This window comes from Parageobacillus thermantarcticus, assembly GCF_900111865.1.
GTDB classification, from domain to species: domain Bacteria; phylum Bacillota; class Bacilli; order Bacillales; family Anoxybacillaceae; genus Parageobacillus; species Parageobacillus thermantarcticus.
In genome coordinates, this window is record NZ_FOJS01000001.1 from 309,033 (window position 1) to 324,987 (window position 15,955).

Below are 15,955 nucleotides of genomic sequence, written 5' to 3' on the forward strand. Positions count from 1 at the left end.
AAACGGTTATTTTTAGGTTTCGTGTAAAAGTGTTACACTAAATATGTATACTTTATTTATTGTACCATAATTACAGGTTCACTAAAATATGACAATAGGAGGATTCCCGATGGCAGTTTCTCGCAATCATCTATATTTTTTTTATAAGCATGACGAACAGCATGTCAAACGAGTAGAGCCACTGATCGCGCTCGCGAAACAAGGACCGTTTATCATCGTCGATGACCATCGAGAAGCCAATATCATCGTCAGTATTGGGGACGATGGTGCGTTTTTGCAAGCGGTGCGGCAAACAGGGTTCCGCAATGACTGCTTATATGTCGGCATTTCTACACTTCCGTCGCGCGGATTTTACTGTGACTTTCAAATCGATGATATCGATCACATGGTAGAGGCGACAAAAAATTTGCAGCTAGAAGTAAGAAAATACCCGATTATTCAAGTTACTATCGATGACGCCGCTTCATTTTTCTGCTTAAATGAATGTTCCATTCGCTCACAAATTATTAAAACGTTGGCGATGGACGTGTTTATCGATGATTTGCATTTTGAAACATTCCGCGGTGACGGAATCATCGTTTCGACCCCGACGGGAAGTACGGCGTATAATAAATCAGTCAATGGCGCAGTCGTTGACCCGCTTCTTCCTTGCTTTCAAGTAAGCGAGCTCGCTTCCCTCAATAATAACCGCTACCGGACGCTCGGTTCATCATTTATTTTAAGCGGGCAGCGAAAACTAACATTAAAAATGTCCGAGGAAACAAGCCATTTTCCGATCATTGGCTTAGATAATGAGGCATTAAGCATTCAACATATCGAAAAAATCGATATTGTCTTAAGCGACAGGGTGATCAAAACCGTCCGTTTAAAAGACAATTCTTTCTGGGATAAAGTAAAGAGAACGTTTTTGTAGGATTGTAGGAAAGCGGAAACGGCGATCAAGTCCGCGAAATTGTGTAAAAACAAAACGGTAAAAAGGATTTTATTTTCCCGTAATCCAAGTCTATTGTACTGGCAATGGAATTTTACACAATAATTTGGATTTGATCGAAACGATGGAATTGCCGCAAATGCGAATGTTCTTCTAAAGCTATGATTGAAACATTTAGCCATTTACAATGCCGTAAAAATTTTTTTCCGAAGCAAAAGAAAGGGGCTGTTTCGAATGGAAACAGCCCCATTTTTTATTGATGCTTGGCAAGGCGCATTTCGCGTTCGCGCAGTTCGACACGGCGGATTTTTCCCGATGCCGTTTTCGGCAAATCGTCGACAAATTCAATTTTGCGCGGATACTTATACGGTGCGGTAAGCTGTTTCACATGCTCCTGCAGCTTTGGAATCAACGTCGGATCATTTTTATCTACTCCTTCGCGAAGAACGACGAACGCTTTTACAACATGGCCACGTACTTCATCTGGACTGGCGACGACAGCGCATTCTTTTACAGCAGGATGTTTGACAAGGGCGTCTTCTACTTCAAACGGTCCGATTGTATAACCGGAACTAATGATAATGTCATCGCCTCTCCCTTCAAACCAGAAATATCCGTCCTCATCTTTTTTCGCTTTATCCCCTGTAATATAATAATCGCCCCGGAATTGCATCGCCGTTCTTTCTGGATCTTTGTAGTAATACTTAAATAACGTCGGAGTTTCAACGTGGACGGCGATATCGCCAACTTCGCCGACAGCGCACGGTTCGCCGTTTTCGTTAATAATCTCAACGCGATTTCCCGGCGTCGGCTTGCCCATGGAACCTGGTTTGATCTTCATTCCTTTCATGACGCCGACAAGCAGCGTGTTTTCCGTTTGCCCATATCCGTCGCGCACTTGAATGTTAAAATATTTTTCAAACGTGTCAATCACTTCACGGTTCAGCGGCTCTCCGGCAGATACGGCACTATGAAGATGCGGGAGCTTATAATCACCGATGTTCGGCACTTTCGCCATCAGCCGATACTCCGTCGGCGTGCAGCAAAGCACATTTACTTCGTACTTGCTTAAAAGCTGCAAATATTTTTCCGGATCAAACCGGCCATAATAGACAAACCCCGTCGCACCAGAACCGAGCGTCGATAAAAACGGGCTCCAAATCCATTTTTGCCATCCTGGACCAGCGGTTGCCCAGACGAGATCATTTTCTTCAATGCATAACCAATTTTTCGCGGCGATGCGCAAATGCGCATACGCCCATCCGTGCGAATGAACAACCCCTTTCGGATTTCCGGTCGTTCCCGAGGTATACGATAAAAACGCCATATCATCACGGGATGTGTCCGCGGCGACAAGTTCATCGCTTTCCTCCTTCATTGCTTCCCCTAAATGGATCCAATCGCCCGGTTTCGCCTTTCCGACAACAAATTTCACAATATCATCAATGCCTTCAATCGGCGCAAATTGATCCACATACGGCTCATACGCGATGACCGCTTTTGCTTCGCTGTGGGAAATGCGGTATTGCAAATCTTTCGTCCGCAGCATTTCCGAACTTGGAATCACTACAAGCCCTGCTTTTAACGCTCCTAAATATACTTCATACGCTTCAATTAAGCGAGGAACCATGACAAGCACTTTATCGCCTTTTTCAAGCCCTTGCTTTAATAAAGCGTTTCCAATCTGATTCGCACGTTTGATTAAATCACCGTATGTAATCTCTCGCGTTTCTCCTTGTTCACTTTCCCATTTCAACGCGATTTTATTCGGATTAGCCAACGCGTGCTTTTCGATTTCCGACGTCAAATTATAGCGTTCAGGAGCGATTAAATCTTCCCGCTTCATTTTCTCCAACTCCCCTTAATCAATATTAATTAAGAACGTGCTATTCATTGCTAGCTATCCATATTATACAAAATAATTTTTATATTTTGAATATTTTTTAAAAAAAGTAAAAGGCGGGAAAACCCCGCCTCTGTAGCCATATATATTCAATTAAAATGTTTGTTGTGTACCGCCTAATTGTTGTTGCGCCATAGCAACAAGGCGTTTTGTAATCTCACCGCCAACCGAACCGTTAGCGCGAGAAGTAGTGTCAGCGCCTAATTTCACGCCAAATTCTTGAGCAATTTCGTATTTCATTTGTTCAAGGGCTTGTTGTGCACCCGGAACAAGCAATTGGTTCCTGTTGTTATTACGTGCCATATGTTTTCACCTCCTTGTATCTATAGAATGCGTGAAAACATATGGCTTCATGCGCTGATAATTTTGGTAAATTTTGAGATTTAGAATAACTGTTCAAACCCATCTTCTGCCGCGAAGTTTTCATCAATCACCATTGTTTCCGTATTCGCAACCGCCTTCTCTATTAATGGCTGCAAATCGACAAAACTTTCATAATGAACCACTTTTTCTTTTTTTGGTTTCGTTTTTGGCGATCTTGGCGTAAAAATCGTGCAGCAATCTTCATACGGCAAAATCGAAATGTCGTGCGTATCGATTTTCTTCGCGATCGCAATAATTTCTGTTTTATCCATCGACACAAGCGGCCGCAAAATCGGTGTTGTCGTGACATCATTAATGACAAACATGCTTTCTAGCGTTTGGCTGGCGACTTGGCCAAGGCTTTCTCCTGTCACAATCGCAAGCGCGCGATGACGCTGGCGCAACGCATCGGTGATTTTTAACATCGCTCTTCTCGTCGAAATAAGCGAATATTCGTTTGGCACATGTTTATAAATAGTTTGTTGCACTTCCGTAAACGGAACAATGTGGAGCTTTATTGTTCCTCCGTACATGGTTAATTTTTTCACTAAATCAACTACTTTCTGTTTCGCCCGTTCGCTTGTAAACGGCGGGCTGAAAAAGTGAACCGCTTCGATCTCCAATCCGCGCTTCATTGCCAAATATCCAGCAACCGGGCTGTCAATTCCACCAGAAAGCATAAGCATCGCTTTGCCGCTCGTTCCCACCGGCAACCCACCGGGGCCCGGAATATCGCGACATGTTACATATGTGCCATCTTTGCGAACTTCCACACGGACGTTGATATCAGGTTCGTGTACGTTTACCGTCAATCTGTCTGTATTTCGCAAAATATGAGCACCAATTTCATGATTTAACTCATTGCTTCCATATGGAAATTGCTTATCTACTCTCCGTGCGCTCACTTTAAACGTTTTTCCTTCATGTGCAAGCTGTTGGACAGCCGCCAACGCGGTTTCTTTTATTTCATTCAATTCATTATTGCACTTCATCGCCAAACTAAACGAATGAATGCCAAATACTGTTTTTAATTTGTCAATAATTGGTTCATGCGGTTCCCCGTTTAGTAAAACGTACATGCGGTCACGCATATATTCAATTTTAATATTTGGAAACGCCTGCAGTTTTTCGGCGACATTATCTTTTAAACGGCGGACAAACAAGTTCCGATTTCGCCCTTTTGTCGTCATTTCTCCATAGCGAATTAAAATACGATCATACTTCATAGTGTTTACCTCGTTACCTCTCTTAATTTTTCGATAGCCTCTTTCATTGCGGCGATGGCAGTTGGGATTTCTTCGAGCGTATTTTCAAAAGAAAGGCTGATGCGAATGCCGCTTTCCGCCCGCTTGTCATCCGCTCCCATCGCCAACAATGTTTTGCTTGGCGTTTTCTTTTTCGACGAACACGCCGATGTAGTAGAAACAAAAATATCGCGTTTTTCCAATTCGTGAACAAATACTTCCGGTTTAATGCCATTTAGCGAAAAGTTAATAATATGCGGCGCCGAATCCGCAAACGGCGTATTGATTTGAATAGAAGGAATCGTTTTTAATTCATTGAACCACGCCTGCTTGACTTCAAGCAAATAATCGATTTGTTTATCATATTTTTCCAGTGACATCCGCAACGCTTTTGCCATCGCCACAATCGCCGGAACATTTTCCGTTCCGGAACGGAACTGCATTTCCTGCCCTCCGCCGGCAAGCAATGGCGAAAGCTGGATTCCTTGACGAACGTATAAAATCCCTGCGCCGCGCAATCCATGAAACTTATGTGCCGACATCGTGCATAAATCAATACGCGCTTTTTTCATATCGAGCGGCACTTTGCTAATCCCTTGTACACGATCGACATGAAAAATCGTTTTCGGATAACGAGCTAGCAACGCCCCGATCTCTTCGACAGGCTGAATGGAGCCAACTTCGTTATTGACGTGCATGATCGAGACGAGTATCGTATCATCACGCAGCGCCTTTTTTACTTCCTCGACGGTAACGATACCATTTTCGTTCACCGGTAAATATGTCACTTCAAATCCTAATTGTTCTAATTGTTGGCAAGGCTCCGATACGGATGGATGCTCAATCGCCGTTGTGATAATATGGTTGCCGCGATGGCGATACTGCAACGCAACTCCTTTTATCGCAAAATTATTCGCTTCCGTTCCTCCAGATGTAAAAATAATTTCATTTGGTTTTACCCCTAATGCCGCGGCAATTTGCTCACGAGCTTGCGTTAACAGCCGCTCCGCTTTCATTCCTAATTCATGAAGAGAGGACGGATTGCCAAAATATTTTGTCGCCACCGTGACAAACGAATCGACTACTTCAGGAAACGGTTTTGTTGTTGCGCTATTATCTAAATAAATCATTATGTCCATCCTCCGCTTATCTTTAACAAATCATACGCTAGTAAATATAATAATAAAGAAATGAACGGAACATCAACCGAAACATATTATACTTACATTATTCGCAAAAAAACCGATAAATATCTATTATATCCCAACGATATTTATCGGTTTGGCGAATCGTTTATTCTTCCTTGGAACGTTCTTCATGAAATATTTGCTGAACGCGTTGAAGCGCGCCAGGTTCCACTTTTTCCAAAGCCGCTACCGCTTGCTCCAGCGCCTGTTCGTAATCGTAATGGCGAAACAGAAACTCGGCTTCTTCCAATCCTTCTTTTACGTTCGGATAACGACGACGGTATCGGTTCCCATATTGAATTACTTTTTCAACAAGCGACGCTTGTTCAATCATTGCTACCGTCCGCTCATATATGCGCTGAACAGCTGTTTCCGCTTCTTCCAACGCCTGATTCACAGCGGGAATATTAAGCGGCTTTTCCTCTAAACGCAGCGCGACTTTCATTAAACTATCTTTCGCTTCTGATAATTGTAATTCATACGATTTTGGAAGCCCCGGCAGCCGGCTTTTTTGCACAAGCCGCAGCGCTTCAGACAACTTTTTCTTCATCATATCCAGCTTTTCGCGAGCAACCAGTTCATCTTTTCGCAGCGTTTGCAGCGTCTCGCGAAACTGTTCATGTTCCTCTTTCATCATTTCGATTTGTGTCAACAGCTGCTCCAATTCTTCCTTTAACAGCGAATGGGCGGTTTTCGCTTCTAACACGCGCGCTTGAATAATTTCAAATCGCTTCATTAACTGATGAATTTGCTTTTCAATGCTGCGGTATTTTTCCAGATCTTTTGTCGATAACTGGTAGCTTTGTTGCACAAACAGCGTTTCTTCGCTTGTTTCTTTCGCTTCTTCATTTAACTCGTTCAACATTTCGGCGATACGAGACATTTCCGTTTTTATGTAGTGATGGGAAGTTACTTCTTTTTCCAATAAATCATATAGCGTATCAATTTCTTCTTTGATTTCAGCAACCCCTTGTTTTGCTTCTTCGATTCGCAAATCACGAATCATTTGCATACACTGTTCGATTTTTTCCCGCTTTTCCGCTATTTCTCGCTCGATTTGCAAATGATCGAGGATGTAGCCTTCCTGCTTCATTTCCCTATACCCATCCAAAAGCTCTTCCAGCTGGGCTGGAATCGCCGTTTGACACTCTGTCAGCAATTCCGGGATCTCATTCATCATTACCGTCACTTCATTTAGCTCTTCTTTTAACGAAAGAACGACTTCCCGCGCCGCTAAATAATTTCCTGACGCTGTTAAATTTTCGAAATCTTGAAATTTCGATTCCATTTCATCCAACTTTTCGTCCAGTTTGGCTGCCGCCACTCCAAACGTGTACCGATAAGCCAAAAGCGTTTTTTTCGCATCGCGATACGTCGTTCTTAACTCTTCTATTTCCGTGCGGTTTTGCTCCTCGCTGCCGATCAATTCATGCACTTCATCAATAATAAGCTGAACTTCTCCTTCCGCTTGGCGCAATAGCTGGTCAACTTCGCGCAACACCGCTTTTGCTTTCGCATAACGGTATTTATCAAGCAATTCTTCTACGTCGAATAATTTTTCTTCGACGTTGGGCAACTGAACAGCCACAAGGTCGTCCCACTTTTGCCGCCACTTCTCAAACAATTGCTCCGTTTCTCCCGTCATATTCAATTGCTTTACTTTCGAAAGCTCATCGGGCACCGGCCGATTCATAATCGAAATTTTCCATGCTTCCAATCGATCAATTTCGCCATACATTTTTTTTCGATACACGTGATTATATATCATTACTCCGCCAAGAAGGAGTAGCACGATAACTGCGATTTCCATCAAAAAATAGCCCCCTTGCACCCGAGTTAGTCACAATAAAAAATGAGGTTCATTGAGAAGGCAATCTTATTTACATAATGTTTTTTCAATGTTTTTATGATACCATGTTAACGACGTTTTTTGGCCATATTTTTTATTTTTTTCACAGAAATCTTCAATTTTCTTATTATCACATGCAAAAGGAGTGATGCGTTTTGCGGGATGGCCACGTACATACACCGTTTTGTCCGCACGGAAGCAACGATTCTCTCGAACAATACGTGGAACGAGCAATTACGCTTGGATACAAGGAAATTTCTTTTACAGAACACGCCCCTCTTCCGGAAGGGTTTGTCGATCCAACTCCATACAAAGACAGCGCGATGCGCCACGAACAACTCGACAAATATCTAGCATCGATAACCGATTTAAAAGCGCGCTATCAAAATGACATTGTCATTCACATCGGCCTGGAAGTCGATTTTATTCTTGGTTTTGAAGAAAAAACAGCGCGGCTTTTGGAAGACGTCGGACCGTTGTTAGATGACAGTATTTTATCCGTTCATTTTCTTCCATGTAAAGGACAGTATGTTTGCATCGATTACAGCCCGGAAATGTTCGCTAATATCGTCACATTATTCGGCTCGGTCGAAAACGTGTATAAAGCTTATTACGACGCCGTTTTGCAATCGATTCGTGCCAACCTTGGTCCGTATAAACCGAAGCGCATCGGCCATATTACACTCATTCATAAATTTCAAAAGCGTTTTCCGTGCCCAGTTCCAATGACGGAATCGTTATTGCGCATTCTCGATGAGATGAAGCTATATGATTATGAACTGGACTATAATGGAGCCGGCGCTAGAAAACCGCTTTGTTTGCAGCCATATCCTCCAAATTGGGTGATCCGCGAGGCAATGAAGCGAAACATCCGCATTGTATATGGTTCAGACGCACACTGTGCAAACGATTTGCACCAAGGCACAGACGTTATGCTAAAAGAAGCGATTTTCGTTTGACAAGTTTCCATAGCCCTCATAAAATTATCTCCATATGAACAAAAGGAGGCGTGAATCACATTGTTCCATACTGTCACTTATAACGGAACGCGCGAAGAAAATTACGAACTTGTCATCCAACAGCTACGCGCGCTAATCGAAGGGGAATCGAACTTTATCGCCAATTTAGCCAATGCTTCGGCTTTATTGAATCAATTTCTCGAACAAATCAATTGGGTCGGATTCTATTTAACGGAAAACGATGAGCTTGTGTTAGGACCGTTTCAAGGGCTCCCCGCCTGTGTACGCATTCCGTTTGGCAAAGGCGTATGCGGCACCGCGGCGAAACACAAAAAAACAATCATCGTTCCCGATGTCCATCTTTTCCCAGGCCATATTGCATGCGATGCCGCATCCCAGTCGGAAATCGTCGTGCCAATGATAAAAGGCGGAAATGTCATCGGCGTGCTAGACATTGATAGCCCTGTTAAAAATCGCTTTGATGAAACGGATCAAAAATATTTAGAGAAATTCGTCGACACCATCGTAGCGACATTATAGCAGACGTGTGCGAGAAGAAAGGAATCCGCATGAACGGATTCCTTTTTATGCTTTATATTGACGGGAATAGTCTTTTACAAAGATGCAATTTTTTCCTGCCCTTTTCGCCATATAAAGCGCTTCATCAGCACGTTTAAATAAATCTTTCGCTTCTTCCGAATGATTTTTTTTCCAATACGAAATGCCGCATGAAATCGTTACAGGTGGGTGCGTTTTTTCTCTTACTTTTTCTGAAAGACGGCGCGCGATCGAAATTCCTGCGGCTAATGAGACTTTCGGCAAGTAAATCGCGAGCTCTTCCCCGCCCCAACGTGCACCAATGTCGTCGGCACGAATATTGTCGCGAATGATATTGGCAACTTGAACAAGTACATCATCTCCCATTTGATGGCCATATGTATCATTTACTTGTTTAAAGTTGTCAATATCCACTAAAATAAACGTTCCAAACGCATCATGAATCATCGATTTTTTGATTTGCTCATCTAAATAGTGGCGGGAATACAGCTTCGTCAAATAATCCGTAATAACGAGCTTTTCAAGTTCTTCCCTCAGCATGGCATTTGTAAACACAAGGGTGGAATGTTGAATGAGCGACTGCAGTAGCTTAAACATTTCAAACGTGAAATGGTACGGCTCGCGGTGCAAAACAATCGAAACCCCTCTCAGTTCTCCATTTTGCACCATAGGAGCGGCCATTAAAGAGCGATAGTCGGAAACGGCAAGAGAATCGTGAATTCTTGTATCTCCAACGAACGCGATGTCTTTTTCCGTTTTAATTTTCTTTTCCACAAATTCAATATACTTTTTCGATTGACGCGATTGAAAAAACGGAGTACTTCCAGGCAGCAGTTTCCGCTTTCCACCTTCAAACCAGAAAAAACCGACTTCATCGGCGCAAAACGATTGTTTAATTTGCTTTACCATAAATTCGATCGCGTCTTGAAGACGCAAATTGGCATTCAATTGGTGCATCGTTTCCGTAATCAGTTGCAAATCCGCAACGAGCCGACGAGACTGCTCATACAACTTCGCATTTTCTAACGCGCTTCCTGCCGTATTGGCCAACAAAGAGATAAAGTTTACTTCTTTCTTAGGAAATTCCATAATGTGGGGGGCGATGATCTCAATCACGCCGTAAACTCCCTGTGCTCCTTTAATCGGCGCATACAAAATGGAACGACGCTGCGAAATCGAGTCTTCAAGCTGAATTCTCCCCGTCAAAAACGCTTGCATCGCTGCCATATTTTCTTCGCTTTCATCAAAAACGAGCGTTTTAATTGGTAAATATTCGTGATATTGATTATCATGCGATAAAAACAAATAGTACGTGAATGACGGGTATACTTGCTTTAGAGTGTTAATAATTTCTTCTAGCACGTCATCAATTTTCATCGACGAATGAATTTTCGCGGCAAACCGATGAAGCTGCTCGTAGCGTTTTTCGTCACTAAGCCCTTGTGAAATCATTTTGATTTTCCGAAAAAGTTCTGAAAAATCATGTTTGATATTCTTTAACAGCTGCTCGCTAAATAAATGACGATCATCATACATAAGCTGTAACATTCCGAACGATTCTTCGGAAAGGTGAAGGAAAATTTGGGCGGTTACGTGCTTATCATCTTGATCAATCCGTATCGCTTGTTGCTCGTCGTCCATCACTGCAGCTATATCGTCAGGCGGAACAGGATGACGGAGGGGTGATGCGTTTTCTTCTTCATTCGTCGTTGCTTCTCGATAAAACACCTTATTCAAAGGATCAAAAACAAAAAAAGTAACTTGTTTTAACATCAACTCCTCTTTCAGTAATAGAAGCAACTCCGCTATTACATTTGAGAAATTTTCATAATCGTCATATTGTAAAAACCAATGGAAAAACTTTTGCTTAAAGGCCCTATACATTTTTTCCTCTTCCAATTTCATAGCCCTTTTCACCTAAACAAATATTCTCATTCCAATTAGAATGGAGTATATGCGAAACTTTTCAAAAAATTACATCTTATATTATATCATATGATTTGGAAACAAGGAAAATAAAATATTGACTTTGCCCTATAAAAATCATATAATACCCTTTGTGTAAAATATAGCAGCCTTAGTGCTCACCTTTATGGTTCATTTTGTTCCTCATCTGACTATGATGAGGTGTATCGTGTAACTCTTAGCTGCTAGAGCGAGGATACATGAAAACAAAATGGCCATAATTGTTGACGCACGTCTGCTTTTATTTTACCCGAATAAAAGCAAAAGGAGGAGCAGTAAATGGCTCGTTATACAGGTCCAATGTGGAAACTTTCTCGCCGCCTAGGGATCTCCTTAAGCGGTACAGGCAAAGAGTTGCAAAAGCGTCCTTATCCGCCGGGTCAGCACGGTCCAGGTCAACGCAGAAAACTTTCGGAATATGGTCTGCAATTGCAAGAAAAACAAAAACTTCGCCATATGTACGGAGTAAACGAACGCCAATTCCGCAAAACGTTTGAGGAAGCTGGCAAAATGCCTGGTAAACACGGGGAAAACTTCATGATTCTTTTAGAATCTCGTTTAGATAACCTTGTTTACCGTTTAGGCTTTGCGCGCACTCGCCGTCAAGCTCGCCAGCTTGTAACACATGGTCATATTTTAGTTGACGGAAACCGTGTCAACATTCCGTCTTACCGCGTCAAACCTGGTCAAACGATTTCGGTTCGCGAAAAATCTCGCAACCTTCAAGTGATTAAAGAAGCGTTGGAATTAAATAACTTCGTGCCAGATTATTTAACATTGGATGCGGATAAACTGGAAGGGACGTATACTCGTTTACCTGAACGTTCCGAATTGCCAGCTGAGATTAATGAATCGTTAATCGTTGAGTTCTACTCTCGTTAATGCACACATCCCTTCAGATATGGTTCTGAAGGGATTTTTTTACAACTCGATCTACGTGCGAAGTTTCGGCGCTATTTAATATTATTCTGTTTTGCCACTGGATTTCCTTTTCTTCTCCAAATAAAAAACCCGGTTTTCCCGGGTTTTTATTTGTAGCGAATTAAATAATATTTTTTCTTTCCGCGGCGGATAATGGTAAAGCGCCCTTCGATGCGATTTGCTTTGGTGATGATCGCGTTGACGTCTTGCATGCGCTCTCCGTTGATGTAAATCGCTCCGTTGGCAATATCTTCGCGCGCCTGCCGCTTTGATGGCACAATCTTTGCCATAACAAGGAGTTCTACTAGCGGAACTTCCTCCCCTTCATATTCAAAAGAAGGTACGTCTTTAAACCCTTGTTCAATTTCCTCGGCCGTCAACTGCGACACGCTTCCGCTAAAAAGCGCCTCCGAAATGCGAACGGCCTGCTTCAAGGCGTCTTCTCCATGGACGAGCTTTGTCATTTCTTCCGCTAGCGCTTTTTGCGCCGCCCGCTGTTCCGGAGCTTTCTGCAATTGTTTTTCCAACTCCTCAATTTCTTCTTTTGACAAGAACGTAAAGTATTTTAAATATTTAATGACATCGCGGTCATCTGTATTAATCCAAAATTGGTAAAACTCATATGGAGACGTCTTTTCTTTATCAAGCCAAACGGCCCCGCTCTCTGTTTTCCCGAATTTTGTTCCATCCGCTTTTGTCACAAGCGGAACGGTTAACCCAAACGCTTTTGCATCCCCTTCCGTTTTTCGAATTAACTCTAATCCAGCTGTGATATTTCCCCATTGGTCGCTTCCACCAATTTGCAAACGGCATTGTTCATTTTGGTACAACTTTAAAAAGTCCAATGCTTGTAAAATCATATAGCTAAATTCCGTAAACGAAATACCTGTCTCGATGCGCGATTGCACCGATTCCTTCGCAAGCATGTAGTTTATTCCAAAATGTTTTCCAACGTCGCGCAAAAACGAAATAACATCTAAAGAACCAATCCAGTCATAGTTGTTGGCGATTTTCGCCGGATTGTCTTTCGCGTCAAAATCTAAAAATCTCGACAATTGTTCTTTAATGCGTTCGCTCCATTGTTGCACCGTTTCTTTCGGATTTAATGTGCGTTCGCTTTTTTTCCCGCTTGGGTCTCCGATTAACCCAGTCGCGCCGCCGACAAGCGCAATCGGGCGATGACCAGCCAACTGAAAGCGGCGCAGCGTTAAAATCGGCAATAAATGCCCGATGTGCAAGCTGTCCGCCGTTGGATCAAACCCAGAATATAACGTCACTTTTTCCTCATTCAGCAATTTCTGAAGCCCTTCCTTATCCGTGACTTGGTTAATCAATCCGCGCCATTCGAGTTCCTGCAACAAGTCCATTTCATCCACCCCACTTTTTTATTTTTTCCAAATAAAAAAACGTCCCTGTAAATCGAAGGGACGAATGACAATCGCGGTACCACCCTACTTAGAAAGCATAGCGCTTTCTCACTTCATTGCGATAACGGCAAACGCCGTCTTTTGCTACTTGGGCAATCCGTTCGCAAAAGCTGCTCGAGGAGGTAATTCGTGTTTATCTATGTGCTAGTTCGCACCGGCCACTAGCTCTCTGAAAACAGGGAGATAAACACTACTCGTTCCTGTCATCGCATTTATGTATGTCGTTTTTGATATAAATGGTTTTATCATACTCACATCCATTTGTCAAACCGAATAAGAAAGAATTTTTTCTCACATTCAATCCGCAATCTTCCCTAAAAAATATGATATACTGTGTTTACATTTAGTTGTTGCTACAGTATAGGGGGATGCTCATGGAGCATGTAAAACAAACGCTTTCCCTAAAGAAAGCGTGGCGTTATTTTCTCATTACATATGAAGTATGTTGGAATCTTTTCCTCCTTTTTCTCATTTTCGTCCTGTGCGCCGTTTGTTTTGCTATTGGCCTTGGCGCCGGATATTTTGCTTCTTTAGTAAAAGACATGCCGCTTCCTTCGTATCAAGAAATGAAAAAAGATATTTATGACTATGAAGAAACGACACATATTTACTTCGCCAACAACGTTTATCTTGGAAGTTTTCGCACAGATTTAGAACGGGAAGAAGTAAAGTTGGAAAATATATCCCCTTACGTCATACAAGCGATTATCGCCACAGAAGACGAATACTTTTATGAACATCACGGCGTTGTTCCAAAAGCAATTATCCGGGCCTTATTTCAAGAAATTACAAACTCTGCAACACAGACAGGCGGCAGCACGCTGACGCAGCAGCTTGTGAAAAATCAAATATTAACGAACGAAGTGTCGTTTGAGCGGAAAGCGAAAGAAATTTTACTCGCGCTTCGTCTCGAAAAATTTTTTAGCAAAAAGGAAATTTTAGAAGCATATTTAAACGTCGTTCCATTCGGCAGAAACTCATCCGGACGCAACATTGCCGGCATTCAAGCCGCAGCCCAAGGCGTTTTCGGAGTGAACGCGAAAGATTTAAACCTAGCCCAGGCGGCATTTTTAGCCGGCCTTCCGCAAAGTCCTTTCGTTTACACGCCATTTACAAGCGATGGAACCGTGAAAAAAGACTTATCCCCAGCGCTGCAACGCATGAACACGGTGTTAAAGCGCATGAAACAGGCAGGCTATATTTCCGAAAAGCAATATCATGAGGCGCTGCAGTATGATATCGCCAAACATTTTGCGCCGCCGAAGCCATCGCCGTTTGAGAAATATCCGTGGCTAACGATAGAAATCGAAAAACGTGCGACGAAAGCGTTAGCCGAAGTTTTAGCCGAAAAAGACGGATATCAACAACAGCAGTTGCGGCAAACCCCATCTCTTTACAAACGTTATTTAGCAATAGCGGAAAAGCAGCTGCGGCAAAACGGCTATAACATTTATACAACGATCGATAAAAATATTTACGATCGCATGCAAAAAGTTGTCGCAAACTATCAATATTACGGCAATGACATCATTCAATACGTAAAAGATAAACAGACGGGCAAAACGGTCGCGAAGCGGGAACCTGTCGAAGTTGGCGCAATTCTTATCGAAAACAAAACAGGAAGAATTATTAGCTTTGTCGGGGGAAGAAACTACGAGCGGCAGCAGCTCAACCACGCGACGCAAGCGTATCGGTCTAACGGCTCGACAATGAAGCCGCTGTTAGTATATGCACCAGCAATGGAAATGGGCGTCATTCAGCCCGGCTCCATCATCCCAGACGAAGCAGTGAGCATCAAGGTAAACGGAAAGTATTATACTCCAAAAAACGCCGATGGGAAAACGCACGGTTTCGTTTCTGTCCGCCGCGCCTTGCAATATTCATACAACATTCCGGCCGTGCGCACATACGTCAAAATCATGAACAAACATCCAGTAACATATTTAGAAAAGATGGGGATCACAAGTGTCGCAAAAGAAGAAGAAAAACACGTTGCCTTGGCAATCGGCGGAACAACGAAAGGAGTAACCGTCGAAGAAAATGTAAACGCCTATGCGACGTTCGCCAATTACGGAACATTTATTGATGCATATCTAATTGAAAAAATCACAGCGAAAGACGGTCGAGTCATTTACGAACATAAAAGGAAACCTGTTCCCGTCTTTTCTCCGCAAACATCATATTTAATGATTGATATGATGAGAGATGTCATCCGACACGGCACGGCGTCCTCCGTTCCAGCATATTTAAAATTTCATGCAGATTGGGCCGGAAAAACGGGAACAGGGCAAGATAATAAAGACTCGTGGTTTGTTGCCATAAATCCGAACGTTACATTTGGCGTTTGGATGGGATATGATATTCCGGCGCCGTTGCAACTAAAATATAAAGGATTAAACTATAGCAAACGGACCCAGCTACTATGGGCGCAACTAATAAACGCGGCTTATGATGTAAAGCCGCAGCTAGTCGCTCCAAAAACGCGGTTCAACATGCCAGGAGGCATCGTCCGGCGCGCATATTGTACTGCCTCAGAGAGCGCTCTATCTAATGTATGCCAAAAAACTGGATCCATTTATGATCTGTATAATGCAAAATTTGCTCCTAAACATTAAATTAAAAACAGAAGCAGCAAAAGAAAAAACGAG

The 15,955-nt window shown here is 42.7% G+C and carries 12 protein-coding genes and 1 other annotated feature; of the genes, 5 read left to right on the top strand and 7 right to left on the bottom strand.

What is annotated here, in order from left to right; translation table 11 throughout:
• Nucleotides 1-109: 109 nt before the first annotated feature.
• The gene (locus tag BM278_RS01595; RefSeq protein WP_090947646.1) at nt 110-913 is read left to right on the top strand and encodes an NAD kinase; all 804 of its coding nucleotides are present in this window, start codon (nt 110-112) and stop codon (nt 911-913) included.
• A gap of 271 nt (nt 914-1,184) precedes the next feature.
• On the opposite strand, the gene mbcS is transcribed toward BM278_RS01595, so the two are convergent.
• The 5 genes from mbcS to ezrA all read right to left on the bottom strand — a co-directional run bounded on the left by mbcS (nt 1,185) and on the right by ezrA (nt 7,438).
• Nucleotides 1,185-2,777, bottom strand: a complete 1,593-nt coding sequence (gene mbcS / locus BM278_RS01600) for an acyl-CoA synthetase MbcS (RefSeq protein ID WP_090947647.1) — start codon at nt 2,775-2,777, stop codon at nt 1,185-1,187.
• 150 nt (nt 2,778-2,927) lie between these two features.
• Nucleotides 2,928-3,137: an alpha/beta-type small acid-soluble spore protein gene (locus tag BM278_RS01605; RefSeq protein ID WP_090947648.1), complete on the bottom strand. Its 210-nt coding sequence runs from the start codon at nt 3,135-3,137 to the stop codon at nt 2,928-2,930.
• Nucleotides 3,138-3,217: 80 nt separating this feature from the next.
• Nucleotides 3,218-4,423: a tRNA uracil 4-sulfurtransferase ThiI gene (gene thiI / locus BM278_RS01610; RefSeq protein WP_090947649.1), complete on the bottom strand. Its 1,206-nt coding sequence runs from the start codon at nt 4,421-4,423 to the stop codon at nt 3,218-3,220.
• A gap of 5 nt (nt 4,424-4,428) precedes the next feature.
• On the bottom strand, nt 4,429-5,571 hold the full coding sequence (locus BM278_RS01615; RefSeq protein WP_090947650.1) for a cysteine desulfurase family protein: 1,143 nt from the start codon (nt 5,569-5,571) through the stop codon (nt 4,429-4,431).
• Nucleotides 5,572-5,734: 163 nt separating this feature from the next.
• Entirely contained in the window at nt 5,735-7,438 is a 1,704-nt protein-coding gene (ezrA, locus tag BM278_RS01620) for a septation ring formation regulator EzrA (protein ID WP_090947651.1), read from the bottom strand.
• Between the two features lie 194 nt (nt 7,439-7,632).
• On the opposite strand from ezrA, the gene hisJ reads away from it, so the two are divergent.
• Both hisJ and BM278_RS01630 read left to right on the top strand, forming a co-directional pair.
• A complete protein-coding gene (gene hisJ, locus BM278_RS01625; protein ID WP_090947652.1) occupies nt 7,633-8,436 on the top strand; it encodes a histidinol-phosphatase HisJ in 804 nt (267 codons plus the stop codon).
• A 60-nt stretch (nt 8,437-8,496) separates the two neighbouring features.
• Complete coding sequence (locus BM278_RS01630) at nt 8,497-8,976, top strand: GAF domain-containing protein (RefSeq protein ID WP_090947653.1); 480 nt, start codon at nt 8,497-8,499, stop codon at nt 8,974-8,976.
• 45 nt (nt 8,977-9,021) lie between these two features.
• On the opposite strand, the gene BM278_RS01635 is transcribed toward BM278_RS01630, so the two are convergent.
• Complete coding sequence (locus tag BM278_RS01635; protein ID WP_090947654.1) at nt 9,022-10,899, bottom strand: sensor domain-containing diguanylate cyclase; 1,878 nt, start codon at nt 10,897-10,899, stop codon at nt 9,022-9,024.
• Nucleotides 10,900-11,238: 339 nt separating this feature from the next.
• Here BM278_RS01635 and rpsD point away from each other — a divergent pair, with 339 nt between their 5' ends.
• Entirely contained in the window at nt 11,239-11,841 is a 603-nt protein-coding gene (gene rpsD, locus BM278_RS01640; RefSeq protein ID WP_090947655.1) for a 30S ribosomal protein S4, read from the top strand.
• A 146-nt stretch (nt 11,842-11,987) separates the two neighbouring features.
• Here the strand turns inward: rpsD and tyrS are convergent, their stop codons facing one another.
• Nucleotides 11,988-13,247, bottom strand: coding sequence for a tyrosine--tRNA ligase (gene tyrS, locus BM278_RS01645; RefSeq protein ID WP_090947656.1), 1,260 nt, complete (start codon nt 13,245-13,247; stop codon nt 11,988-11,990).
• Nucleotides 13,248-13,300: 53 nt separating this feature from the next.
• Nucleotides 13,301-13,523, bottom strand: a binding site (T-box leader).
• Nucleotides 13,524-13,681: 158 nt separating this feature from the next.
• On the opposite strand from tyrS, the gene BM278_RS01650 reads away from it, so the two are divergent.
• Entirely contained in the window at nt 13,682-15,922 is a 2,241-nt protein-coding gene (locus BM278_RS01650; RefSeq protein WP_090947657.1) for a transglycosylase domain-containing protein, read from the top strand.
• Nucleotides 15,923-15,955 lie beyond the last annotated feature (33 nt).

Coding starts and splice junctions, on each gene's coding strand:
- BM278_RS01595 (WP_090947646.1), top strand. CDS start 110: ATGGCAGTTTCTCGCAATCATCTATATTTTTTTTATAAGCATGACGAA.
- mbcS (WP_090947647.1), bottom strand. CDS start 2,777: ATGAAGCGGGAAGATTTAATCGCTCCTGAACGCTATAATTTGACGTCG.
- BM278_RS01605 (WP_090947648.1), bottom strand. CDS start 3,137: ATGGCACGTAATAACAACAGGAACCAATTGCTTGTTCCGGGTGCACAA.
- thiI (WP_090947649.1), bottom strand. CDS start 4,423: ATGAAGTATGATCGTATTTTAATTCGCTATGGAGAAATGACGACAAAA.
- BM278_RS01615 (WP_090947650.1), bottom strand. CDS start 5,571: ATGATTTATTTAGATAATAGCGCAACAACAAAACCGTTTCCTGAAGTA.
- ezrA (WP_090947651.1), bottom strand. CDS start 7,438: ATGGAAATCGCAGTTATCGTGCTACTCCTTCTTGGCGGAGTAATGATA.
- BM278_RS01635 (WP_090947654.1), bottom strand. CDS start 10,899: ATGAAATTGGAAGAGGAAAAAATGTATAGGGCCTTTAAGCAAAAGTTT.
- rpsD (WP_090947655.1), top strand. CDS start 11,239: ATGGCTCGTTATACAGGTCCAATGTGGAAACTTTCTCGCCGCCTAGGG.
- tyrS (WP_090947656.1), bottom strand. CDS start 13,247: ATGGACTTGTTGCAGGAACTCGAATGGCGCGGATTGATTAACCAAGTC.
- BM278_RS01650 (WP_090947657.1), top strand. CDS start 13,682: ATGGAGCATGTAAAACAAACGCTTTCCCTAAAGAAAGCGTGGCGTTAT.